Origin of the sequence: Streptomyces sp. NBC_01276 (genome assembly GCF_041435355.1) — a bacterium.
In the GTDB taxonomy this organism is placed as follows: domain Bacteria; phylum Actinomycetota; class Actinomycetes; order Streptomycetales; family Streptomycetaceae; genus Streptomyces.
Map to the genome: position 1 here is coordinate 692,637 of NZ_CP108442.1, position 26,001 is coordinate 718,637.

Sequence of the window (26,001 nt, forward strand, 5' to 3'; positions counted from 1 at the left end):
AATCCCGATGACCGCACGGATTCCCGTCCCGTTCACCTTCACCGAGATCAGAGGCCTCGACCTCGACCACAGTTACCGGGAACTCCTGGAGCACGGGCGTCCCGTATGGGTCACCCCTCCGTACGGGGAGAACGCGTGGCTGGTGAGCCGGTACGAGGACATCAAGTCGGTCCTCGGGGACCAGCGGTTCAGCCGGGCCGCCGCCCAGGGCCGTGACGAGGCGCGCGTGGCGCCCGTGCCCATCGGGGGCAGCATCATGGGGGCGGACGGGGCGGAGCACAGCCGGCTGCGCCGTCTGGTTTCCAAGCCGTTCTCCAACCGCGGAATCGAGCAGCTGCGGCCGCGGATCTCGCAGGTGGCGGAGGAGCTGATCGACGACATGGCCAAGGAGGGTTCGTCGGCCGATCTCGTGACCGCGTTCACGAATCCGTTCGCCGCCCTGAACATCTGTGAGCTCCTGGGCGTGCCGTACGCGGAGCGGGACCGGTTCCAGAGCCGCATGCAGTGCTTCTTCGGCCGGACGGAGCTGTCGAACGACGAGATCGCGGTCGAACTGGGAGAGCTGCGCGCCTACGTCCACGAGCTGATCGAACGCCGTCGTGCCGAGCCCGGCGACGACCTGATCAGCGGCATGCTGGAGGTCGCCGCCGACGGCGCCTACACCGACGAGGAGCTCCTCGACCTGGTGTACATGCTGCTGATCGGCGGCTACGACACTCCGGCGTCCCAGCTGGCGTCCATCATGTACACGCTGCTGTCGCACCCCGGTCAGGCGCGGCTGCTCCGGGAGAACCCGGAGATCGTGGCGCAGGCCGTGGACGAGTTGCTGCGCTTCGTCCCGCTCGTCTCGCACACGGTGTTCGCCCGGTACGCGACGGAGGACGTGGAGATCGGCGGGCAGCTGATCAGGGCCGGTGAGCCGGTGCTGTGCGCCACGCCGGCGGGGAACAAGGACCCGCGGGCGTTCGAGAACCCGGACGAGCTGGATCTGCGGCGGGAGGGGAGGACCCACCTGTCCCTGGGGCACGGGGTGCACCACTGCACGGGTGCGGCCATGGCGCGGCTGGAGCTCCAGGTGGCGGTCCTCGCCCTGCTGAACCGTTTCCCCGACCTGCGGCTCGACGTGGCTCCCGAGGACGTGGCGTGGCTGAAGGGCATGCAGATCAGGACCCTCGGTTCGCTTCCGGTGGCGTGGGGCGCCGGCGGCAGCGGGTCCTGAGTGCCCGTACCGACAGCGAAGCCCCGGAGGCCTGGGCCTCCGGGGCTTCGCTGTCGGTACGGGTGGGGGCGGGGGCGGTACGGGTCGGAGCGGGTCGGGGCGGGGGTCGCTACCGGCCGGGGCCGGCGCCGAACGTGATGGCCCGGGCGGGACAGAGGTCCACGGCTTCGCGGACCGCTTCGTGTTCCCCGGGGGCGGGGCGGGGATCCACCACGACGACGTACCCCTCGTCGTCCTGGTCGAAGACGGCGGGGGCGTTGTAGGCGCACTGGGCCGCCCCGATGCAGGTCTCCCGGTCGGCCGTGACCCGGGGGCCGCCGCGCTCCTCGTCGTTCACCACGTCACCGGCATCTCGTTGACGCCCTGGACCGTGCCGCTGCCGGGCGGCCGGGTGGGCAGCCGGTCGGCGGGGACGGCCAGGCGGAGGGTGGGGATCCTCTCGAAGAGGGTGGCGAAGGCGACTTCCAGCTCCATCCGGGCCAGGCTCTGTCCCAGGCACTGGTGGATGCCGTAGCCGAAGGAGAGGTGCCGGCGGCCGGTGCGGCCGGTGTCGAAGACGGCGGGCTCCTCATGGACGCGGGGGTCCCGGTTGGCCATCGTCGCCGACAGCAGGACCCCTTCGCCCGCGCGGATCACCTCGCCGGCGACGGGGACGTCCTCGGTCGCGACCCGTACGCCGGCCAGGTCGGTCACGGCCACGCAGCGCAGGATCTCCTCCACCGCGGCCGGGACGCCGGCCGGGTCCGTCCGCATCCGGGCGAGCAGTTCGGGGTGATCGAGGAGGGTGATGGTGCCCAGGGCGATGGTGGAGGCCGAGGTCTCGTGGCCCGCGACCAGGATGACGAGGGCCATCTGGACGAGGTCGGCGTGGCTGAGCCGGCCGGCCTCGACCTCTTCGCGGGCGAGCAGGCCGATGAGTCCCGGGCCGGGTTCGGTGCGCCGCAGGGCCGCCAGGCGGTCCAGGTAGCCGACGAGTTCACCGCCCGCCTTCTGGGACTCCTCCCGGGTGGTGGCCTGCAGGAGGCACCGGGAGGCTTCCTGGAAGAACTCCAGGTCCTCGGCGGGCAGGCCCAGGATCTCGGAGATCACCCGTGAGGGCACGGGCAGCGCGAAATCGCGTACGAGGTCGGCGGGCGGACCCGTCTCCAGCATCCGGTCGACGTAGTGGTCCACGATGCCCTGGACGACCGGTCGCAGTTCCTCGACCCGCTTCCGGCTGAAGTACGGGTTCAGCAGCTGCCGGTGTTCGTCGTGGGCGGGCGGGTCCATGCCGATGAGCACCAGCCGCTTGGCCACCTCGGCCTGGAAGCGCGGCGCCACGGCCGGGTAGTCGGGGCGCTGCCGGTCGGCGGAGATCCGCCGGTCCGCGAGCAGTTGCCGGGCTTCGGGGTAGCCCGTGACCAGCCATACGACGCGGCCGTCGAAGAGGGTGACCCGCGACAGCGGCCCCTGCCCGCTAAGGCGCTCGTATTCCGGCGGCGGCTGATAGGGGCAGACCCGCGGCTGCGGAAAGGGCGGTGCGTCGGACGGGCTCCGCGTGGTGGTGAATTCCATCGCGTTCCTCTTTCCTCTCGTGTGCGCGGGATTCCTCCCACGGCCGGAAGAAGTCAAGGAGCACCCGGGAGGGAGCCGCAAGCCCGTCCGACCCGGGCGTTAGCGCCGGGTAATGCGGGAGTTCGCGAAAGCTCCGCGTTAGCTGCACGGAAGCGCCCTTTCGGATGATGGCCGCAGAAAAGCCAGGGAAAGGAGCAGACCGTGGACACTCCACACATCCGGATCCTCTCGGTGGGAACGGCTTTGCCGGGCCCTCCCGTCGACAATGCCGCGCTGGCCCGGCGGTTCGGGATGGACGCCCTGTGGGAGCAGTGGGTGGACGCGTTCATCGGGACGCGCCACCGTCATCTGGCGGTCGACATCGAGACCGGTGAGATCGGGGCTTCGCTCTCGGAGCTCGGTGTGGAGGCGGGACGCAGGGCGCTGGAGTCCGCGGGGGTCCGGCCGGAGGAGATCGACCTCGTCGTGATGGCGACGGCCACGCCGGAGCAGCTCATGCCGGCCACGGTGAACGTCATCTGCGACGTGCTGGGCATCGACGACGTGGCCACCTACCAGCTGCAGTCGGGGTGTTCGGGCGCGGTCCAGGCCCTCGACGTGGCGCACCAGCTGCTCCAGACGGGCCGGCACCGTACCGCTCTGGTCATCGGCGGCGACGTGCTCGCCCGGTTCTACGACTGCGACGCGCGGCTGGACCGGCTGCCGCCCGACCAGCTGGTGAACTACGTGCTGTTCGGGGACGGCGCCGGTGCGGCGGTGCTCACCACCGACACCACGGCGGGCCGCTGCGAGCTGGTGTCCGTGCGGACCCGGCTGACCGGGCTGAACCGGCCGGCGGGGGCGACGATGGAATGGTTCGGGCCCGTGGACCGCGACTCGGACCGGCCGGCCGCCACCGAGGACTACAAGGCGATCGAGACGCGCGTCCCGGAGATGTCCGAGGAGACCCTCCAGGAACTGCTGGACGACCTGGACTGGCGTCGGGAGGACGTCACGTACCTGCTGCCGCCGCAGCTGTCCGGCCGGATGACCCGGCGGATCGTGGAGCGGCTGGGGGCTGCCGGCGCCCAGGAGGTCTCCTGCGTCAACGAGACGGGCAACAACGCCAACGCGCTGGTCTTCTTCCAGTTGGAGCGGGCCCTCGACCGGCTGGCGCCGGGCGAGCGGGCGATCGGCATCGCCATCGAGTCGAGCAAGTGGATCAAGGCCGGTTTCGCGCTGGAAGGGGTCTGACGTCCGTCATGTCCTCCGTTCCCGAGGTCCCCGTCCCAGCCCCCTCCTCCGCTTCCCCCAGCGCCCCCGGCACCCCCGGCACCGCCGCCGACGAGTTGCTCGCCCTGCACCGCGGCGGGCGCCTCGCCGCCGAGTTCCCCCGGCTGAGGGCGCTCCTGGCGCGGCTGCCGGAGGCCGACTCCGCACGGGCCGCCCAGTTGCTCTCCCGCGTCGATCCTGCCGACGTGCTGCGCGAACACCCCGCGCTGCCGTCCCTGACCGTCGCCGTCACCGGCCACGGAACGCTGTCGCCGCTCGTCCCGGCCCTCGCCCTGGAGGGTGCCCGGCACGGCATCGTGATCCGTACGCTGGTCTGCGACTTCGACTCGTACGTCTTCGACCTGACCGACCCCGACAGCCCCCTGCACGCCGCCCGGCCCGATCTGGCCCTGTGCCTGCTCGACCCCATGATCGTCGTGGACGAGCTGCCGACGCCGTGGCGTCCGGCCGACGTCGAGGCCGTCCTCGCGGAGAAGACGGCCCTGCTGGACGGGCTCACGATCCGGTTCGCCGCCGCGGGCACCGGCACGCTCGTGCTGAACACCATGCCGCTGCCCCGCACGCTCGCCGCCCAGCTCGTCGACCACCGCTCCCGCGCCCGGCTGGGCGCCCTGTGGCGCGAGGCCAACACCCGGCTGCTGCGCCTGACCGAGACCCACCCGGAGCTGGTCGTCCTCGATCTGGACCCGATCGCCGCCGAGGGCGTGGCGGTCACGGACCCGAGGCTGAGCGTCTACGCCAAGGCCCACCTCTCCCCCGCGATGCTCTCCCGCTACGCCCGGGAGGCCGGACACCTGGCCCGGCTCGTGGCCGGCCGGACCAGGAAGTGCCTGGCGGTCGACCTGGACCAGACCCTGTGGGGCGGTGTCCTCGGTGACGACGGCGCGGAGGGCATCGAGGTCGCCGACAGCCCGCGCGGCGAGGCGTTCCGGGCCTTCCAGAAGGTGGTCAAGCAGCTCTCCTCGCAGGGGGTCCTGGTGGCCGCGGTGAGCAAGAACGACCTGGAACCGGTCCGCGAGGTCGTCGCGGGGCACCCGGAGATGGTCCTGCGGGAGGAGGACTTCGTCCGCTTCGCCGTGAACTGGAAGCCCAAGCACGAGAACCTGAGGGAGCTCGCCGAGGACCTCAACCTGGGCGTCGAGAGCATGGTGTTCGTCGACGACAGCCCCTACGAGTGCGGTCTCGTGCGGCACGAGCTGCCGGACGTGGCCGTCGTCCCCCTGGACGAGGAGCCGGCCGGGCACGTCGGGAAGCTGCTGCGGGACGGCTGGTTCGACACCCGTGAGCTGACGACGGAGGACCGGGCGCGCCCCGCGCTGTACCGCAGCGAGGCCGAACGCAAGGACTTCCTGCACACCTTCGACTCCCTCCAGGACTACCTGCGCGAGCTCGGCGTACGGGTGCGGATCGGCCCGGTCGAGCAGCGGGACGTACCGCGCGTCGCCCAGTTGACCCTGCGCACCAACCAGTTCAACCTGACCACGCGCCGGCTCCAGCCCGCCGCCGTGCAGGAGCTGGCCGCGGCCCCGGACACCGAGGTGCTGGCCGTGCACGCCGCGGACCGGTTCGGCGGCAACGGTCTGATCGGGGCCGTGTTCACCCGGCGCGAGGGCGCCACCGTGCACATCGACAACTTCCTGCTCAGCTGCCGGGTGTTCGCCCGGGGAGTCGAGCAGACCGCCCTGGCGTCGGTGCTGCGGCGGGCGCGGGCCGCCGGGGCGCGGGAGGTGGTCGCCGCCTTCCGCGAGAGCCCGAAGAACGCCAAGGTCCGCGGGTTCTACCCGCAGAACGGCTTCGGGCCGGCGGGCGAGGACGACGGCGAGCCCGACGGCGACCGCGACCGCGACGGCAGTCGCTTCTACCGGCACGACCTGGTCTCCGTACCGCCGACGCCCGGCCACGTGCTGTTGACCGAGACCTACGAAGAGACGCACACGGCGACGCCCGACGGGTCCCGCGTCGAGAGCTGCGTCGAGACATCCGAAGGGAAGACCCTGTGACATCCATCGACGGGTTCATCACCCTGGTCCGCGACGACCTGGGACTGGCCATCAGCGACGCGGACGTGGACCGGCCGCTCGACGAGATCGCGGGCTGGGACTCGATCCACCTCCTCACCCTGCTCGGCGCCCTGGAGCGCGCCGAGGGCCGCTCCCTGTCCCTGCCGGACGCCCTGGAGGCCACCACCCTGCGCGGGCTGTACGACGTGGCGGTGACCGGGTGAGCGGGGAGCGGTCCCCCGTCGCCCGGGAGCGGCGGCACACGCTGTACTTCCTGGAGGAGGCCAAGGCGTTCGCGCCGGTGTTCCTCGACACCGAGGTGGACATGGGGCGGGTGTGGCGCCACCGGGCGGCCTCCGTCGCGGCCGGCCGCCGGTACTCCGTGGTCAGCTACGTGCTGCACGCGGGTGCCCGGGTCATCGCCGCCCACCCCCAGGCCAACAGCGCCATCGGCGGCCGCCTGCTGCCCCGTACCGTCACCTACGCCGGCGCGAGCGCGAAGCTCGCCCTGGACCGGCGTCTCGACGGCCGGCGCGTCGTGCTCGGCGCGGTCCTGCCCGACCTCGACCGGGCGGACCTGGACGAGGTGCAGCGCCAGGTGGACCACTACCGCGACGGCGATCCGGGGGCCATGCCCGAGTTCGCGGGCCTGCGCGCGCTGCACCGGCTGCCCGTGCCCCTCGGCCGCGCGCTGTTCCGCAGGGCGACCCGGCCGCTCGGGGCGCGGGCGGCCAGGACCGGGACGTTCGCGGTCACCTCGCTCGGCCACCGCGCCGTCGACGGCTTCCACTCCGTGGGCGGCACCACGGTGACCCTCGGGGTCGGCCGGGTCGTGGACCGGCCGGTCGTACGGGACGGGCAGGTCACGGTGGCTCCGGTGATGCGCCTGAACCTGGCCTTCGACCACCGGGTCATCGACGGGGCCGAGGCCGCCGACGTCCTCACCGAGATCAAGGAACGCCTCGAAGGCTTCCCGGACACACCCGAGGGAGGGGAGGGGCTGCCCGCCGGCACCACGGCGGACGCCCTCACCGGCCGATGAACGACATCGAAGAGCTCAAGCAGTACGTGGGCGCGCACGCCCTCGCCCAGTCCCTGCCGCCGGACCACTTCGGGGAACTGCTCGGCCGCGTCCACACCGACGAGGACGGCGGCGAGGGATCCTGGGCCGGCGAGTGGTGCCGGGCCGGCGAACGGTTCGAGAGGGAGGGCCGGTACCTGGAGGCCTGCCGCCACTACAACATGGCCCGCTTCCCCTACGTGGACGGCCCCGCCCGCGGCGAGGCCCTGGAGCGCTGCGTGCGCGCCTTCGACCACTGGCGCAAGGAGGCCGGTGGTATCGAACGCATCGAGGTGGACACTCCGGAGGGCTCCGTCGGCTGCTGGACCAGCGGACTGTCGCGCGGTGACCGGCGTCCGCTGCTGGTCTTCATGGGCGGCATCGTCAGCATCAAGGAGCAGTGGGCGCCCCTGCTCACCCGCCTGTCCAGGCTGGGTTTCGCGGGGCTCGTCACGGAGCTGCCGGGCGTCGGCGAGAACACGCTGCGCTACGACGCCGACAGCTGGCGCCTGCTGCCCCGGCTGCTGGACGCCGTGAAGGACTCGGCGGACGTGTCGCAGACCTACTGCATCACGCTCAGCTTCAGCGGGCACATGGCCCTGCGGGCCTCTCTGGACGACCCCCGGATCAAGGGCATCATGACGGTCGGGGCCCCGGTCCACGACTTCTTCACGGACGCCTCCTGGCAGGCGCGGGTGCCCCGGATCACGGTCGACACCCTGGCCCACCTGACCGGCGTCCCCTCCCCCGCGGTGGGCGGACACATCCGGGACTGGGCCCTGAGTGACCGTCAGCTCGCCTCACTGGACGTGCCGTTGGCGTACGCGGCGAGCCTGCGCGACGAGATCATCCCGGCCGCCGACCCGCAGCGGCTGCGCCGGCACGTACGGGACCTGCGCCTCGTCGAGTACGACGACGTGCACGGAGCCCCGCACCACCTGCCCGAGATGCAGATGTGGGGCTTCCAGTCGGTCCTGCGCATGAAGGGCGGGCACTTCCTGCCGCGCGCCGCCCTCGGGTACGCGCTGTTCGCCCGGCGCACGAGCCGCAGGCTCGCCGCGCTCCGCTCCTGAGGCACCCCGCCCGGCCACCCTTCCCGCGCCCGGCCCGCGCCCCGCCCCCCGATGGACCGTTCCCCGAAAGGCTGACACCGCAATGGCAAGCGAGGAAGAGCTTCGCGAATATCTCAAGCGCGCCACGGGCAATCTCGCCCGGGTCAGGCAGCGCCTGCGCGAAGTCGAGACCGACCGGCACGAGCCGGTCGCCGTTGTGGCGATGAGCTGCCGCTACCCGGGCGGGGTCACCTCGCCCGAGGAGCTGTGGCGCCTGGTCGCGGACGGTACGGACGCCATCGACGGCTTCCCCACCGACCGAGGCTGGGACCTCGACGGGCTCTACGACCCGGACCGCGACCAGGTCGGCACGAGCTACACCCGCCACGGCGGCTTCCTCTACGACGCCCCGCGGTTCGACCCCGAGTTCTTCGGGCTGAGCCCGCGCGAGGCCCTGGCCACCGACCCCCAGCAGAGGCTGCTGCTGGAGACGGCCTGGGAGGCGGTGGAGCGGGCGGGCATCGTCCCGGAGAGCCTGCGCGGCAGCCGGACCGGGGTGTTCGCCGGTGTCATGTACAACGACTACGCCTCGCGGCTGACGCCTGCGCCCAAGACCTTCGAGGGATACATCGGGTACGGCAGCGCGGGCAGTGTGGCCTCGGGCCGGGTGGCGTACACCCTGGGTCTGGAGGGGCCCGCGGTGACCGTCGACACGGCGTGCTCCTCCTCCCTGGTCGCCATCCACCTGGCGATCCAGTCGCTGCGCAACGGCGAGTGCGGCCTCGCCCTGGCCGGCGGGGTGACCGTCATGGCCACGCCCAACACCTTCGTCGAGTTCAGCCGGCAGCGCGGGCTGTCCGAGGACGGCCGGTGCAAGGCCTTCTCCGCCGACGCCGACGGCACCGGCTGGAGCGAGGGCGCGGGCCTGCTCCTGCTGGAGCGGCTCTCCGACGCTCAGCGCAACGGCCACCGTGTCCTTGCGGTCATCCGGGGCAGCGCCGTCAACCAGGACGGTGCCAGCAGCCAGCTGACGGCGCCCAACGGCCCGGCCCAGCAGCGGCTGATCCGCGAGGCCCTGGCGAGCGCCCGCCTGGAACCGGCGGACGTCGACGCCGTGGAGGCGCACGGCACGGGCACCCGTCTCGGCGACCCCATCGAAGCCCAGGCCCTCCTCGCCACCTACGGCCAGAACCGCCCCACCGACCGACCCCTGCACCTCGGCTCCCTCAAATCCAACATCGGCCACACCCAGGCCGCCGCAGGCGTCGGCGGCGTCATCAAAATGGTCATGGCCATGCACCACGGCCTCCTCCCCAAAACCCTCCACGCCGACGAACCCAGCCCCCACATCGACTGGACCGAAGGCGCCGTCTCCCTCCTCACCGATGCGGCCCCCTGGCAGCCGGACGGGGAACGCCCCCGCCGGGCCGCCGTCTCCTCCTTCGGCATCAGCGGCACCAACGCCCACCTCATCCTCGAACAGGCACCCCCCACCGAGTCCGGAGCCGAAGCCGGGGCCGAGCGGCCGGCGGGCGCCCCGGTGGTGCCGTGGGTGGTATCCGGCCGCAGCGAAGCGGCGCTGCGCGCTCAGGCGGCGCGGCTGCACGAGCGGCTGACGGAGCTCCCCGAGGCCTCGGCCCCGGCGGTCGGCCGGGCCCTGGCGGGGACCCGTACGCAGTTCCCGCACCGGGCGGCCGTGGTGGCGGGCGACCGCGAGGCGCTGATGACGGGGCTGGCGGCGCTGGCCTCGGGCGGTGGCGCGCTGGAGGGCGTCGCCTCCGCGCGGGGGCGGCTGGCGTTCCTCTTCACGGGGCAGGGCAGCCAGCGCGCGGGGATGGGGCGCGAACTGTACGCCGCGTTCCCGGTGTTCGCCGCGGCCTTCGACGAGGTCTGCGACGCCCTGGAGGCGCACGGGCAGCCGGTGCGCGAGGCGCTGGCCGACGCGGAGGCGGTCCACCGCACGCAGTACGCGCAGCCTGCACTGTTCGCGATCGAGTCGGCGCTGTTCCGGCTGTGGGAGTCCTGGGGCGTGCGGCCGGACGTGGTGGCCGGGCACTCGGTCGGTGAGCTGACGGCGGCCTACGTGGCCGGCGTGCTCTCCCTCGACGACGCGGCCCGGCTGGTGGTGGAGCGCGGGCGGCTGATGCAGGCGCTGCCGGCGGGCGGCGCGATGCTCGCGGTGCAGGCGTCGGAGGAGCGGGTGCTGCCGCTGCTGGCGGGCCTGGAGGATTCGGCGGTGCTGGCGGCGGTCAACGGCCCCGAGTCGACGGTCGTGTCCGGTGACGAGGACGCGGTCGCCGCGGTCGCCGCGCGCCTGGAGGAGCTGGGCGTCCGGACGCGCCGCCTCACGGTCAGCCACGCCTTCCACTCGCCGCACATGGACGCGATGCTGGAGGAGTTCCGGGCCGTCGCGCGGGGCCTGGACTTCCGGGCCCCGACGATCCCGGTGGTCTCGACCCTGACGGGGCGGCGGGCCACGGCGCGCGAGCTGGGCTCGGCGGACTACTGGGCCGACCACGCGCGCCAGGCCGTACGGTTCCACGCGGCGGTGCGCACGCTGCGGGACGAGGGGGTGACCGCGTTCGTCGAGCTGGGCCCGGACGGACCGCTGACGGCGATGGCCCAGGCGGAAACCGAGGCGGAAGCCGGTGCGGGCGCCGGAGCGGGGACCGAGGCGGGCGCCGGGGTCCCGGCGGTGTGCGTGGCGTCGCTGCGCAAGGACCGCCCGGAGCCGCAGGCCGTGATGACGGCCCTCGCGCGGCTGCACGTGCGGGGCGCGGTGGAGGTGGACTGGCAGGGCGTGTTCGGCGGTGACGGGAACGACTCCGTGGACCTGCCCACGTACGCCTTCCAGCGCGAACGCCACTGGCTGGACGCGGCGGAGGCGCGCGGCGACCTGGGAGCGGCGGGGCTGGCCGCGGCCGAGCACCCGCTGCTGGGCGCTGCGGTGGAACTGGCCGGCGGGCAGGGCCACCTGTTCACGGGCCGGCTGTCGCTGACGGCCCTCCCCTGGCTCGCCGACCACGCGGTGCTGGGTTCGACCCTGCTGCCGGGGACGGCGATGGTGGAGCTCGCGCTGCTGGCCGGGTTCCGGCTGGGTACGCCCGTCGTCGAGGACCTGACGCTGGAGGCGCCGCTGCCGCTGGACGGGGTCGAGGTGGACGTGCAGCTGGTCGGCGGCCCGCAGGACGGTGCGGGGAGGCGGCAGGTCCGCCTGTACTCCCGCACGGCGCAGGGCGTCGAGTGGGTCCGGCACGCGACGGGCACCCTCGCCCCGGCGCCGCACGACACGGTCACGGTCGCCGACGCGCCGTCCGCCGGGGCCTGGCCTCCGGCGGGGGCGGTCGCGATCGACACGGACGGCCTCTACGAGCGGCTGGCCGGGCACGGTTACGCGTACGGGCCGGCGTTCCAGTGCCTGCGCGGTGCCTGGCGCGACGGGGACGACCTGTACGCGGAGGTCGTCCTGCCGCGAGGGGCGGCGGGAGCCGGTTCCGGTGAGGACGACGACGCGCTGTTCACCGTGCATCCGGCTCTGCTGGACGCGGCGTTGCACGTGCTGGCCCTGGAGTCGCTGCCGCGGGAGGGCGAGCCGGCGGTCTTCCGGCTGCCGTTCGCGTGGAGCGACGTGCGGCTGTTCGCCACGGGGGCCTCGGAGTTGCGGGTCCGGCTGTCGCGGAGCGGGCCCGACGAGGTGTCACTGGCGGTGTCGGACGGGGCCGGCAACCCGCTGTTGTCGGTGGGTTCCCTGTCGGTGCGGCCCGTGGCGGCGGCCGGGCTCTCGGCCGCGCGGGGCGTGCGCGACGGGCTCTTCGGGATCGACTGGACGCCGCTGTCCACCCGGGTCGAGGGGCCCGTGGTGGCGCCGGCGGTCCTGGGCGAGGACCCGTACGGGCCGGCCGGGGCGGACTCGTATCCGGACCTGTCCGCTCTTCCCGAGCCCGTTCCGCCGGTCGTGGCGCTCTTCGCCGGGGAGTCCGGCGAGGACGTGCCCGCGGCGGTCCACGCGTCGACCGCCGCCCTGCTGGCGACCGTGCGGGAGTGGCTGGCCGACGAGCGGTTCGCGTCCTCGCGGCTGGCCGTGGTGACCCGTGGTGCGGTGGCGGCCGGGGAGGACGACCACGTACGGGATCCGGCGGCGGCGGCGCTGTGGGGTCTGGTGCGTTCGGCCCAGACCGAGTACCCGGGGCGGCTGCAGGTCGTGGACCTCGACGGCACCGGGGCTTCCCGTGCGGCGCTGGCGACGGCGCTGGCCTGTGGTGAGCCGCAGTTCGCCGTCCGCGAGGGCGCGGTGTCGGTGCCGCGGCTGGTGCGGACGGGCGGCCCGGCGGCGGGGCTCGTGCCGCCCGAGGAGGGTGGCGACTGGCGGCTGGACGTGACCGCCAAGGGGACGTTGGAGAACCTGGCGCTGCTGCCCACCCCCCGCACACCCCTGGAACCCGGACAGATACGCATCGACGTCCGCGCCGCCGGCCTCAACTTCCGCGACGTCCTCATCGCCCTCGGCATGTACCCCGGAAACGAAGCCCTCATCGGCAGCGAAGCCGCGGGCATCATCACCGAAACCGGCCCCGGCGTCACCCGCTTCACCCCCGGCGACCGCGTCTTCGGACTCTTCCCCGCCTCCATCGCCAACACCGCCGTCACCGACCACCGCATGGCCACCCACACCCCCCACCACCTCACCCACACACAAGCAGCCACCCTCCCCGTCGTCTACCTCACCGCCTACTACGCCCTCCACGACCTCGCCCACATCCAACCCGGACAAAAACTCCTCATCCACGCCGCCACCGGAGGCGTCGGCATGGCCGCCCTCCAACTCGCCCGACACTGGAACATCGAAGTCTTCGCCACCGCCAGCCCCCACAAATGGCCCACCCTGCGCGCCATGGGACTCGACGACGACCACATCGCCTCCAGCCGCACCCTCGACTTCGAACAACACTTCCTCAACACCACCCACAACACCGGCGTCGACGTCATCCTCGACTCCCTCGCCGGCGACTTCGTCGACGCCTCACTCCGCCTCCTCCCCCACGGCGGACACTTCCTCGAAATGGGCAAAACCGACATCCGGGATCCCCAAACCATCGCCCGAACCCACCCCGGCACCACCTACCAAGCCTTCGACCTCCAAGCCGACACCACCCCCGACCACATCCAGCACATGCTCACCCACCTCACCCACCTCCTCACCCAACAAGCCATCACCCCCCTCCCCACCACCACCTGGAACACCCACCAAGCACCCCAAGCCCTCCGCCACCTCCGCCAAGCCCGCCACACCGGCAAAATCGCCCTCACCCACCCCACCCCCCTCAACCCCAACGGCACCATCCTCATCACCGGCGGCACCGGCACCCTCGGCGCCCACACCGCCCGACACCTCATCACCCACCACAACGCCAAACACATCCACCTCATCAGCCGCCAAGGCCCCCACACCCCCACCGCCCAACAACTCCACACCGAACTCACCAACCTCGGCGCACACACCACCATCACCGCCTGCGACACCACCGACCGGGACGCACTCGCCCGGCTCCTCGACGGCATCCCGGACGAACACCCGCTGACCGCCGTCGTCCACACCGCCGGCGTCCTCGACGACACGCTCCTCGACGGCCTCACCCCCGAGCGGCTGCACGACGTGCTGCGCCCCAAGGTGGACGCGGCCTGGAACCTGCACGAGCTGACCCGCCACGCGGACCTGAGCGCGTTCGTCCTCTTCTCCTCGATCGCCGGCACCCTCGGCAACGCCGGGCAGGCCAACTACGCGGCGGCCAACACCTTCCTCGACGCCCTCGCGGAGTACCGCCGCTCCCAGGGGCTGCCGGGTTCCTCCCTCGCCTGGGGCCTGTGGGACCAGAGCAGCGGCATGACGGGCGCGCTGGACGAGACGAGCCGCGCCAGGATCGGCCGGAGCGGGGTCGCCCCCATGCCGGTCGAGGAGGCGCTGGCGCTGCTCGACGCGGCGCTGGTCTCGGACCGTGCCGTGACCGTCCCGGCCCACCTGGACCTCGCCGCCCTGCGCCGGCGGGCCGACGAGGGCGACCTGCCCGTGCTGCTCGGCTCCCTGGTCAAGCCGCGGCTGCCCCGCGCCGGGGCGCGCCCCGGCGCGGCGGGCCCGGCGGGTGCCGGGAACCAGGCCCTCGCGAAGCTCGTGGAGCTGCCCGCCGCCGAGCGGACCAAGGCGCTGCTGGAGCTGGTCCGCACCCAGGCCGCCACGGTGCTCGGGCACTCCACGACGGAAGCCGTCGACCCCGAACGACCCTTCGGCGAGATCGGTTTCGACTCGCTGACCTCGGTCGAGCTGCGCAACCGGATGAACGCGGCGACGGGCCTGCGCCTGTCGGCGACCCTGGCGTTCGACCACCCCACCCCGACGGCACTGGCCCGCCACGTCAACGAACTGCTCGAAGGAGCCGCGCCCGTACCGGAGGCGGCGCCCACCGCCGCCGCGGCGGCCGGCGCGGCGGACGAGCCGATCGCCGTCGTGGCGATGAGCTGCCGCTACCCGGGCGGCGTCGCCTCGCCCGAGGACCTGTGGCGGCTGGTGGCCGAAGGCACCGACGCCATCGCGGAGTTCCCCACCGACCGCGGCTGGGACACCGCGGGCCTCTACCTGCCCAAGCCCGGGACGCCCGGCAGGACGTACACCCGGCACGGCGGCTTCCTCTACGACGCCCCGCTCTTCGACGCCGAGTTCTTCGGCATCAACCCGCGCGAGGCCACCGCGGCCGACCCGCAGCAGCGGCTCCTGCTGGAGACGGCCTGGGAGGCCTTCGAACGCGCGGGCATCGACCCGGCGACGCTGCGCGGCAGTGACACGGGGGTCTTCGCGGGCACCAGCTCGCAGGACTACACGGCGCTGCTGGACTCCGCTCCCGACAGTGCGGGCGGCTACCGGCTCACGGGCAGCTCGGCGAGCATCATCTCCGGCCGGGTCGCCTACACCTTCGGCCTGGAGGGTCCGGCGGTCAGCATCGACACGGCGTGCTCCTCGTCGCTGGTGGCCATCCACCTCGCGGCGCAGGCGCTGCGCCGGGGCGAGTGCTCGCTCGCCCTGGCCGGCGGGGCCTCCGTACTGGCCACGCCGACGCTGTTCGTGGAGTTCAGCCGGCAGCGGGGGCTGGCCCCCGACGGCCGCTGCAAGGCCTTCTCGGCCGACGCCGACGGCACGAGCTGGGGCGAGGGCGTGGGTCTGGTGCTGCTGGAGCGGCTCTCCGACGCCGAGCGCAACGGGCGCCGGATCCTCGGGGTGATCCGGGGCAGCGCCGTCAACCAGGACGGTGCCAGCAACGGTCTGACGGCGCCCAACGGTCCGTCCCAGGAGCGGGTGATCCGCCAGGCCCTCGCCAACTCCCGCCTGGAACCCACCGACGTCGACGCCGTGGAGGCGCACGGCACGGGCACCCGCCTCGGCGACCCCATCGAGGCCCAGGCCCTCCTCGCCACCTACGGGCAGAACCGGGCCGAGGGGCTGCCGGTGCACCTGGGCTCGGTGAAGTCGAACATCGGCCACACCCAGGCGGCCGCCGGTGTCGCGGGCGTGATCAAGATGGTCATGGCGATGCGCCACGGCGTCCTCCCGCCGACCCTGCACGCCGAGGAGGCCACCCCGCACGTCGACTGGAGCGCCGGCTCCGCCCGGCTGGCCACCGAGGCCGCGCCCTGGCCCGAGACGGGCCGGCCGCGCCGCGCCGCGGTCTCCTCGTTCGGCATGAGCGGCACCAACGCGCACCTGGTCCTGGAGGGCGCGCCGGCCGTGGAGCCGCACCCCGCGGCGGAGGCCGTGGCCGGTCCGGCCGCGACGGTCGCGGCAGCCGGCACCGCGGCACCCGGTGTGGTGCCGTGGCTGCTGAGCGGGCGTTCCGCCGACGCCCTGCGGGCGCGGGCCGGGCAGCTGCTGGACCACCTCGGCTCCGGCCCCGGGGCCGGAGCCGGTGTCGGTGTCGCGGACGTCGCGCACGCCCTGGCGACGACCCGGGCCGCCTTCGAGCACCGCGCGGTACTCGTGGGGGCGGACCGGGACGAGCTGCGCACGGGGCTCGCCGCACTGGCGCGGGGCGAAGCGGCGCCGGCGCTGACGCGGGGCCTCGCCCGGTCCGGGCACCGGGCGGTGTTCGTCTTCCCCGGCCAGGGCTCCCAGTGGCAGGGCATGGCGCTGGAGCTGCTCCGGGACTCCGAGGTGTTCCGGGAGCGGATGCGCGAGTGCGCCGAGGCGCTGGCCCCGCACACCGAGTGGGACCTCTTCGACCTCCTGCACGACAGGCCGGGGGCACCGGCGATGGACACCGCCGAGACGATCCAGTGCGCGCTGTTCGCGGTCATGGTGTCCCTGGCGGCGCTGTGGCGCTCGTACGGCGTCGAACCGGCCGCGGTCATCGGCCACTCCCAGGGCGAGATGGCGGCGGCGTGCGTCGCGGGCGCGCTCACCCTGGAGGACGCCGCCCGCGTCGTGGCCCTGCGCGCCCGGGCACTCGACACCCTGCACGGCAGCGGCGGCATGCTGTCGGTGCCCCTGCCGCACTCCGAGGTCGTGGAGCTGCTGCGGCGGTGGGACGAGCGGCTTTCGGTCGCGGCCGTCAACGGTCCGCGGTCCACCGTGGTCTCCGGTGACGTCGAGGCGCTGCGCGAGATGCACGAGCACTGCACCGCCGGGGGCGTGCGCAGCAAGGTCCTGCCCGTCGGCTACGCCTCGCACGGCCCGCACGTCGAGGCGGTCCGGGAGCGTCTCGCCGAGGTGCTGGCGCCGGTGGCCCCGCTCCCCTGCGCCATCCCCTTCTACTCGACCGTCACCGCGGGCCCCGTCGACACCACCGGCCTGGACGCCGGCTACTGGTACCGCAACCTGCGCGGCACCGTCCGCTTCGCGGAGACCGTCGCCGCCCTGGCGGCCGCGGGGCACCACACCTTCATCGAGGTCAGTCCCCACCCGGTGCTGACCCTCGGAGTCCAGGAGACGCTGGAGGAGCTGGACCCGCGCGCGGCCACCACCGTGATCGGTACGCTGCGCCGCGACGACGGCGGGCCCTCCCGGATGCTCGCCGCGCTCGCCGCCGCGCACGTCCAGGGCCTCGACGTGGACTGGTCACCGGCCCTGCCCGCGGCCACGGGACCGGCCGTCGACCTGCCGACGTACCCGTTCCAGCGGCGTCGGCACTGGCTGGACGCGGGACCCGCGCGGCCGGGTTCCGGGCGGCTGGGGCTGCGGCCGGCCGGTCACCCGCTGCTCGGCGCGGCCCTGCCGCTCGCGGGCAGCGATGGCCTCATCGTCACGGGCAGCCTGTCGCGCGCGGACCGGCCGTGGCTCGCGGACCACGCGGTGACCGGGACCGTCCTGCTGCCGGGCACCGCCTTCGTGGAACTCGCCCTGCACGCCGCCGGGGAGGTGGGCTGTGCGGGTGTCGAGGAGCTGACGCTGCTGGCGCCGCTGCCGCTGGCGGAGGAGGCCGTACACCTCCAGCTGACCGTCGGCGCGCCGGACGGGGCGGGGCTGCGGCCCCTGCAGATCCACTCCCGGCCCGGCGGCGCCGACGCGGACCTGCCCTGGACCCGGCACGTCACGGGGACGCTGGGCACGGCGGTCCGGCCGGAGGAGGACCACGCGCTCGTGTCCTGGCCGCCGGCCGGAGCGACACCGGTGGACGTGGGCGGGCACTACGCGTTCCTGCGGTCCCTCGGGTACGAGTACGGGCCGGCCTTCCGGGGGCTGACGGCCGCCTGGCGCTCCGGCGAGGACCTGTACGCCGAAGTGGCCCTGGACGCAGCCCTGTCGGAGGAGGCCGACACCTTCGGACTGCACCCGGCGCTGCTGGACGCGGCCCTGCACGCCCTAGGCCTGGACGGGCCCGGCGACGAGGACCGGCCGGTGCGGCTGCCGTTCGCCTGGAGCGGTGTGCGGCTGCACGCACGGGGTGCCCGGGAGCTGCGCGTACGGATCTCTCCGGCGGGCGCGGACGCGGTTCGCGTGCACGTCGCGGACTCCACCGGGCAGCCGGTGGCCTCGGTGGACTCCCTGGTCCTGCGGGCCGGGTCGCCGGGTCGGGCGCCCAGCGATGCGACCGGGGCGGACTGCCTGTTCCGGCCCGAGTGGGCGCCCGTGCCCGCGGCGGACGCGGACGCCGCCGCCTGGGCCGTGCTGGGATCGGCCGGCCTGGCCGAAGCCCTGGACGCCGCCCCGTACGCGGAGCTGCGGGCGCCGGCCGGCGAGGTGCCGGCGGCGGTGGTGGTCGAGTGCCGGGAGCCGTCCGGCGGTGACCTCGCCGGGCTCACGCGGGAGGCGACGTGCCGGGCCCTCGGCCTGGCGCAGGCCTGGCTCGCCGACGAACGGTTCGCCTCCTCACGGCTGGTGTTCCTCACCCGGGGCGCCGTGGCGGCCGGGGCCGCCGATCAGGTGCACGACCTCGCGCACGCCGCGGTGTGGGGTCTGCTGCGCACGGCCCAGTCGGAGAACCCGGGGCGCTTCGTCCTGCTGGACGTGGACGGCCGGGAGGAGTCCCGGGACGCGATCCGTGCCGCGGTGGCCACCGGTGAGCCCCAACTGGCACTCCGTGAGGGGGAGGTGCGTGCCGCGCGGCTCGTCCGTGCGACGCCGGGCGACCACGAGCTGGCGCCGCCGGACGCTGCGGACTGGCGTCTGGAGAGCGTGGCGAAGGGGACGTTGGAGAACCTGGCGCTGCTGCCCACCCCCCGCACACCCCTGGAACCCGGACAGATACGCATCGACGTCCGCGCCGCCGGCCTCAACTTCCGCGACGTCCTCATCGCCCTCGGCATGTACCCCGGAAACGAAGCCCTCATCGGCAGCGAAGCCGCGGGCATCATCACCGAAACCGGCCCCGGCGTCACCCGCTTCACCCCCGGCGACCGCGTCTTCGGACTCTTCCCCGCCTCCATCGCCAACACCGCCGTCACCGACCACCGCATGGCCACCCACACCCCCCACCACCTCACCCACACACAAGCAGCCACCCTCCCCGTCGTCTACCTCACCGCCTACTACGCCCTCCACGACCTCGCCCACATCCAACCCGGACAAAAACTCCTCATCCACGCCGCCACCGGAGGCGTCGGCATGGCCGCCCTCCAACTCGCCCGACACTGGAACATCGAAGTCTTCGCCACCGCCAGCCCCCACAAATGGCCCACCCTGCGCGCCATGGGACTCGACGACGACCACATCGCCTCCAGCCGCACCCTCGACTTCGAACAACACTTCCTCAACACCACCCACAACACCGGCGTCGACGTCATCCTCGACTCCCTCGCCGGCGACTTCGTCGACGCCTCACTCCGCCTCCTCCCCCACGGCGGACACTTCCTCGAAATGGGCAAAACCGACATCCGGGATCCCCAAACCATCGCCCGAACCCACCCCGGCACCACCTACCAAGCCTTCGACCTCCAAGCCGACACCACCCCCGACCACATCCAGCACATGCTCACCCACCTCACCCACCTCCTCACCCAACAAGCCATCACCCCCCTCCCCACCACCACCTGGAACACCCACCAAGCACCCCAAGCCCTCCGCCACCTCCGCCAAGCCCGCCACACCGGCAAAATCGCCCTCACCCACCCCACCCCCCTCAACCCCAACGGCACCATCCTCATCACCGGCGGCACCGGCACCCTCGGCGCCCACACCGCCCGACACCTCATCACCCACCACAACGCCAAACACATCCACCTCATCAGCCGCCAAGGCCCCCACACCCCCACCGCCCAACAACTCCACACCGAACTCACCAACCTCGGCGCACACACCACCATCACCGCCTGCGACACCACCGACCGACAGGCCGTGTCCGAACTGCTGGCATCGCTGCCGGTGCCGCTCACCGCCGTCATCCATGCGGCCGGCACCCTCGACGACGCGGTGCTCACCGAACTGACCCCGGACCGGGTGGAGGAGGTGCTGCGGCCCAAGGTGGACGCCGCCGTGATCCTGGACGAGCTGACCCGCGACATGGACCTCTCGGCATTCGTCCTGTTCTCCTCGGCCGCTGCCACCGTCGGCTCTCCCGGCCAGGCCAACTACGCGGCGGCCAACGCCTTCCTCGACGCCCTCGCGCAGCGGCGCCGCTCACAGGGACTGCCCGCGGTGTCGATGGCCTGGGGACTGTGGGCCGAACGCTCCGGGATGACCGCCCACCTGGGGCGGACGGACCTGGGCCGGATGTCCCGCACGGGCATGGTCCCGCTCACCACCGAGACCGGTCTGGCCCTGTTCGACCGGGCCCTGACGGCCGCCGAAGCGGTGGTCGTGCCCGCCCTGCTCGATCCGGCGGCCCTGCGGGAGCGGGCCGGGAACGGCACCCTGCCCCCCGTACTGGGGAACCTGTTCCGCGCCCCGCTGCGCCGTGCGGCCCGGTCCTCCGACGGCGCGGCGCCGGCCGGGTCCTGGGAGCGCAGGCTGCTCGCGCTGTCCGAGGAGGAACGGGACGAGGCCCTGCTCGGCCTGGTGCGTGGCGAGGCCGGCGCGGTCCTCGGACACTCCGCGGCGGACGGCATGGAGGCCGAACGCCCCTTCACGGCCATGGGGTTCGACTCCCTGACCGCCGTCGAACTGCGCAACCGGCTCGCCGGCGCGACCGGGCTGCGACTGCCCTCGACCCTGGTCTTCGACCACCCCACTCCGGGCGCCCTCGCCCGCCACCTGCGGGACGCCCTGCTCCCCGCGACCCCCGCGGCCCCTGATCCGGCCCTCGCCGAACTGGCGGGCGTGGAAGCCCTGTTGAACGGAACCGACCCGGCCGACGACTCCGTGCGCCAGGAGGTGGTCCAGCGACTGGAAGCGCTGGTGGCCACCTGGGGCCGGACGCGGCGCGGCGCCGCGGCGGGGGCCGCCGCCCGGGAGCTCGCACAGGCGTCGTCGGACGAGATCTTCGCCCTGATCGACCGGGACCTAGGCCGGGCGGCGGGCCGCTGATGCCTTCCCGACCGATCGAAGAGGAGGACTCCACGATGACCAACGAAGAGAAGCTGCTCGACTACCTCAAGTGGGTGACGGCCGACCTGCAGGAAACGCGGGAGCTGTTGCGCGAGGCCCGTGCCGCGGCCGGTGAACCGATCGCGATCGTCGCGATGAGCTGCCGCTTCCCCGGGGACGTCCGCACCCCCGAGGAGCTGTGGCGGCTCGTCGAGGCGGGCACCGACGCCGTCTCCGCCTTCCCCGGCGACCGGGGCTGGGACCTCGCTTCCCTATACGACGCCGACCCCGCGCGCAAGGGGACGACGTACGCCTCCGGCGGCGGTTTCCTGCACGACGCCGGCGAGTTCGGCGCCGAGTTCTTCGGCATCAGCCCGCGGGAGGCCACGGCGATGGATCCGCAGCAGCGACTGCTGCTGGAGACGGCGTGGGAGGCCTTCGAGGGCGCGGGGATCGTCCCGGAGACCCTGCGCGGCAGCAACACCGGCGTCTACGCGGGGGTGGTCGGCCAGCGCTACGCACCGCATCCCCAGGAGGCTCCCGAGGAGTTCGAGGGCCAGCTGATGACCGGGACGGCCACCAGCGTGGCCTCCGGGCGGATCTCCTTCACCTTCGGTCTGGAGGGGCCGGCCCTGACGGTGGACACCGCCTGTTCCTCGTCCCTGGTCGCCGTCCACCTGGCCGTGCAAGCGCTGCGACGGGGCGAGTGCGACCTGGCGCTGGCCGGCGGGGTGACCGTGATGGCCACCCCCGACACCTTCGTGGAGTTCAGCCGGCAGCGCGGGCTGTCCGAGGACGGCCGCTGCAGGGCCTTCTCCGCCGACGCCGACGGCACCGGGCTCGCCGAGGGCGCGGGCCTGCTCCTGCTGGAGAGGCTCTCCGACGCCGAGCGCAACGGGCGCCGGATCCTGGCGGTCATCCGAGGCAGCGCCGTCAACCAGGACGGGGTCAGCAACGGCCTCACCGCCCCGAACGGGCCCGCCCAGGAGCGGGTGATCCGCCGGGCCCTCGCGGACGCGGGCGTGGAGTCCGCCGGTATCGACGCCGTGGAGGCGCACGGTACGGGCACCCGTCTCGGCGACCCCATCGAAGCCCAGGCCCTCCTCGCCACCTACGGCCGGAACCGGCCCGCCGACCGGCCCCTGCGCCTGGGCTCCCTCAAGTCCAACATCGGCCACACCCAGGCGGCGGCCGGCGTCGGCGGGATCATCAAGATGGTCATGGCCCTGCGCCACGGCGTCCTCCCCAGGACCCTCCACGCCGACGAGCCCACCCCGCACGTCGACTGGACCGCCGGAGCCGTCTCCCTCCTCACCGAGGCCACCCCCTGGCAGCCGGACGGCGAACGCCCCCGCCGGGCCGCCGTCTCCTCCTTCGGCATCAGCGGCACCAACGCCCACCTCGTCCTGGAGGAGGCGCCTTCGGCCGCGGAGCCGACGGCCGGCGAGCCCGTGCAGGAGGTTCCCCTGCCGTGGGTGGTGTCGGGCCGCACCGCCACGGACGTACGGGCCCAGGCCCGGCGGCTGCACCGCCATCTGGTCGACCACCCGGACGCCGGGGCCGCGGACGTCGGCTGGTCCCTGGCCACCACGCGGACCCACTTCCCGCACCGGGCCGCCGTCATCGGACGCGACCGCGAGGAGCTGATGGGCTCGCTGCGGGAACTGGCGCGGGGCCGGGGCACCGCCGGAGCCGTCCGCGGCTCCGCGGCCCCGGGCGGCGGGACCGCGTTCCTCTTCACCGGGCAGGGAAGTCAGCGCCCGGGTATGGGCGCCGAGCTGGCCGAGGCCTTCCCGGTCTTCGCCAAGGCCCTCGGCGAGGTGTGCGACCACCTGGACGTGCACCTGGACCGGCCGCTGCGGGACGTCCTGTTCGCCGCGCCGGACAGCGCGGAGGCGGCCCTCCTGCAGCGCACCGCCTACACCCAGCCGGCGTTGTTCGCCCTGGAGACGGCCCTGTACCGGCTGTTGCGCCACTGGGGCCTCACCCCTTCCCACCTCATCGGGCACTCCATCGGCGAGCTGAGCGCCGCGCACGCCGCCGGGGTCCTGGACCTGCCCGACGCCGCGGCCCTGGTGGCCGCGCGGGCGCGGCTGATGGACGCGCTGCCCGCCGAGGGCGTGATGATCGCCGTGGAGGCCGAGGAGGCGGAGGTCCTTGCGCTCCTGGCCGGGCACGAGGACCGCGTCGGCCTGGCCGCCGTCAACGGCCCCCGCTCGGTGGTGCTGTCCGGGGAGCGTGAAACGGCCGAACGCATCGCCGGCCGTCTCGCCGAACGGGGTCGCCGGACCACCCGGCTCCAGGTCAGCCACGCGTTCCACTCGCCGCTCATGGAGCCCGCGCTGGAGGAGTTCCGGGCGTTCGCCGCGACGCTGGCCTTCCGCCCGCCGCGGATCCCGGTCGTCTCCAACGTCACCGGCCGCCCGGCCACCGACGCGGAGCTGTGCTCGCCCGCGTACTGGGCCCGGCAGATCCGCTCGGCCGTGCGCTTCCACGACGGCGTGCGCCACCTGTCGGACGCTGGCGTGTCCACGTACGTCGAGGTGGGGCCGGACGCGGTGCTGAGTTCCCTGGCGCAGCGGGGCCTGCCGCCCGGGGAGCACGTGTTCGCGCCGGTGCTGCTGAAGGGCCGGCCGGAGGCACCGCGTGCGGTGGACGCCCTCGCCCGGGCGTGGGCCAACGGGGCGGGGGTGGACTGGGACACCGTCTTCGCGGGCGCCGGCCCGGTGGAACTGCCGCCCTACGCCTTCCAGCGCCGGACCTACTGGCTGGAGTCGGCGGCGGCCCGCGGCGGCCGGCGCGCCGGCGGGGCGGACGCCGGGTTCTGGGACGAGGTCTCCCGCGCGGACCTGGACGGCCTGGCCGGCCGGCTCGGTCTGGACGACGGGCACCGGGCCGCGCTGGGCGAGCTGCTGCCGGCCCTGTCGGCCTGGTGGAGCCGTTCGGATCCGCACGGAGCCGGGGCCGGAGCCGGAGCCGGAGCCGCGTCGCCACCGCTGGTGGAGGACACCGAGCGGCAGGGCTTGCTGACCGAGAGCCTCGCGGGCGCCACCGTCGAGGAACAGGAGCGCGTGCTGCTGGACCTCGTACGCGTCCACGCCGCCGCCGTCCTCGGGCACGACGCCCCGGACGCCATCGACGCTGAGGTGCCGTTCCTGCGCCTGGGCTTCTCTTCCTTCACCGCGCTCGACCTGCGCAACCGGCTGTGCCTGGACACCGGTCTGCTGCTGGAACCGGTCGTCGTCTTCGACCACCCCTCGCCCCTCTCCCTCGCCCGATACCTGCGCACCGTGCTCGGTGCGCCGCACACCAAGGAGTCCGCATGACGACGAACCCGACGGGGCTGCCGGTGGTGGTCTGCGGCGCCGGCCCGACCGGGCTGATGCTGGCCGCCGAGCTGCGGCTCGCGGGCGTGGACGTGGTGGTCCTGGAGCAGCGTCCGGAACCCACCGACGAACGCGAGTCGAGGGCGCCGGGGGTGTACGCGCGGACCATCGAGATCTGGGACCAGCGCGGGATCCTCGACCGGTTCACCGGCAGCCGCACGGGCCGCTACAGCCACTTCGCGCTGCTGCCCGTGGGGATCGACCTCGGCAGGCTCGACAGCCCGCACGCGGTCCTGCTGCTGCCGCAGGCCCGCATCGAGCGGGTGCTCGCCGACTGGGCGCTGGAGCTGGGCGCCACCGTCCGGCGCGGCCACCGGGTGACGGGGCTGCGCCAGGACGCGGACGGGGTGGAGCTGGAGGTGACGGGCCCGGACGGCCCGTACCCGCTGCGGGCCTCGTACGCCGTCGGCTGCGACGGCGGGCGCAGCACCGTCCGGGCGCTCACCGGTGTGGACTTCCCCGGCACGGACGCCACGGCGGACGTGCTGCTGGCCGACGTCTCGGGCGTGAGCCGGGACCTTCCGCAGCTGCAGAGCCGTCCGTTCCCCTTCGTCCGCGGTGAGCGCGGCTGGCTGGCGGCGTCGGCGGTGACGGTGTCGGCGGCGGACGAGGGCGTGATGCGGTTCATCGTCAGCGACTTCTCCCGGCCCCCGGTCAGGCGCGCGGGGCCGCCGGAGTTCGAGGAGGTCTGCGAGGCGGCGGCAGCGGTGGCCGGCATCGACCTGTCGAAGGCGCGGCCGCAGTGGCTGAGCCGGTTCGGGAACACCACCCGGCAGGCTGCGCGCTACCGCATCGGCCGGGTGCTGCTGGCCGGCGACGCGGCGCACGTCCACCCGCCGTTCGGCGGCCAGGGGCTCAACCTGGGGCTCCAGGACGCGGTGAACCTCGGCTGGAAGCTGGCGGCCGAGGTGAACGGGCGGGCCCCCGCGGACCTGCTGGACAGCTACGAGCGCGAGCGCCATCCGGTGGCCGCGCGGGTCCTGCTCAACACCCGTGCGCAGAACGTGCTGATGACGCGGGGGGCGGACATCGACGCGCTGCGCACGGTCGTCACCGAGGCCCTGGAGGCGACGGAGGTGAACGACCGGATGGCCGGGGAGCTCAGCGCCGTCGACGTCCGCTACGACCTCGGCGACGAGCACCCGCTCGTGGGCATGCGCATGCCGCACCGGGAGCTGACCGCCCCCGACGGCTCCCGGATCGGCAGCCTGCGGCTGCTGGAGGGCGGCCGGGGGGTACTGCTGGACCTGGCCGGCGACCCGGAGCTGAAGGCGGTCGCCGACGGGTGGGCGGGCCGGGTGGACACGGTCACCGCGTCCGCCCCCGCCACCCCGGCGGACGGCACGGCGGACGGCCCGGCGGAGGGCCTGGCGGCGGTACTGCTCCGGCCCGACGGTCACGTCGCCTGGGTCGCGCCGCGGGGACGTCCCCTCGACCGGCCGGCGCTGGAGGCCTCCCTGGGCCGCTGGTTCGGGGCGGCCGACGCTTCCGGGCGCCGCTGACTCCCTCACCGAAGAC

The 26,001-nt window shown here is 74.0% G+C and carries 10 protein-coding genes and 1 pseudogene; 9 read left to right on the forward strand and 2 right to left on the reverse strand.

Annotation, left to right across the window (positions count from 1 at the left end):
• Positions 1–7: 7 nt before the first annotated feature.
• On the forward strand, positions 8–1,219 hold the full coding sequence (locus OG295_RS02860; RefSeq protein WP_371675368.1) for a cytochrome P450: 1,212 nt from the start codon (positions 8–10) through the stop codon (positions 1,217–1,219).
• A 109-nt stretch (positions 1,220–1,328) separates the two neighbouring features.
• On the opposite strand, the gene OG295_RS02865 is transcribed toward OG295_RS02860, so the two are convergent.
• Both OG295_RS02865 and OG295_RS02870 read right to left on the reverse strand, forming a co-directional pair.
• The gene (locus tag OG295_RS02865; RefSeq protein ID WP_371675369.1) at positions 1,329–1,559 is read right to left on the reverse strand and encodes a ferredoxin; all 231 of its coding nucleotides are present in this window, start codon (positions 1,557–1,559) and stop codon (positions 1,329–1,331) included.
• Positions 1,553–2,773, reverse strand: coding sequence for a cytochrome P450 (locus tag OG295_RS02870; protein WP_371675370.1), 1,221 nt, complete (start codon positions 2,771–2,773; stop codon positions 1,553–1,555). The genes OG295_RS02865 and OG295_RS02870 overlap by 7 nt, the downstream gene beginning before the upstream one ends.
• Positions 2,774–2,974: 201 nt before the next feature.
• Between OG295_RS02870 and OG295_RS02875 the strand changes: the two genes are divergently transcribed.
• The 8 genes and pseudogenes from OG295_RS02875 (at position 2,975) to OG295_RS02910 (ending at position 25,985) form a co-directional block, all read left to right on the forward strand.
• The gene (locus tag OG295_RS02875) at positions 2,975–4,006 is read left to right on the forward strand and encodes a 3-oxoacyl-ACP synthase III family protein (RefSeq protein ID WP_371675371.1); all 1,032 of its coding nucleotides are present in this window, start codon (positions 2,975–2,977) and stop codon (positions 4,004–4,006) included.
• A gap of 8 nt (positions 4,007–4,014) precedes the next feature.
• Positions 4,015–6,045 (forward strand): HAD-IIIC family phosphatase, encoded by a 2,031-nt coding sequence (locus tag OG295_RS02880; RefSeq protein ID WP_371675372.1) that lies wholly within the window; start codon positions 4,015–4,017, stop codon positions 6,043–6,045.
• Entirely contained in the window at positions 6,042–6,269 is a 228-nt protein-coding gene (locus OG295_RS02885; protein ID WP_371675373.1) for an acyl carrier protein, read from the forward strand. The genes OG295_RS02880 and OG295_RS02885 overlap by 4 nt, the downstream gene beginning before the upstream one ends.
• Complete coding sequence (locus OG295_RS02890) at positions 6,266–7,087, forward strand: 2-oxo acid dehydrogenase subunit E2 (protein ID WP_371675374.1); 822 nt, start codon at positions 6,266–6,268, stop codon at positions 7,085–7,087. The genes OG295_RS02885 and OG295_RS02890 overlap by 4 nt, the downstream gene beginning before the upstream one ends.
• Positions 7,084–8,178, forward strand: a complete 1,095-nt coding sequence (locus tag OG295_RS02895; RefSeq protein ID WP_371675375.1) for an alpha/beta hydrolase — start codon at positions 7,084–7,086, stop codon at positions 8,176–8,178. The genes OG295_RS02890 and OG295_RS02895 overlap by 4 nt, the downstream gene beginning before the upstream one ends.
• Positions 8,179–8,260: 82 nt before the next feature.
• Entirely contained in the window at positions 8,261–21,097 is a 12,837-nt protein-coding gene (locus OG295_RS02900; protein WP_371675376.1) for an SDR family NAD(P)-dependent oxidoreductase, read from the forward strand.
• Positions 21,098–21,132: 35 nt separating this feature from the next.
• Positions 21,133–24,423 (forward strand): annotated as a pseudogene (locus OG295_RS02905) (type I polyketide synthase); the annotation flags it as partial.
• Positions 24,420–25,985, forward strand: a complete 1,566-nt coding sequence (locus tag OG295_RS02910) for an FAD-dependent monooxygenase (RefSeq protein WP_371675377.1) — start codon at positions 24,420–24,422, stop codon at positions 25,983–25,985. The pseudogene OG295_RS02905 and the gene OG295_RS02910, both read left to right, overlap by 4 nt.
• Positions 25,986–26,001 lie beyond the last annotated feature (16 nt).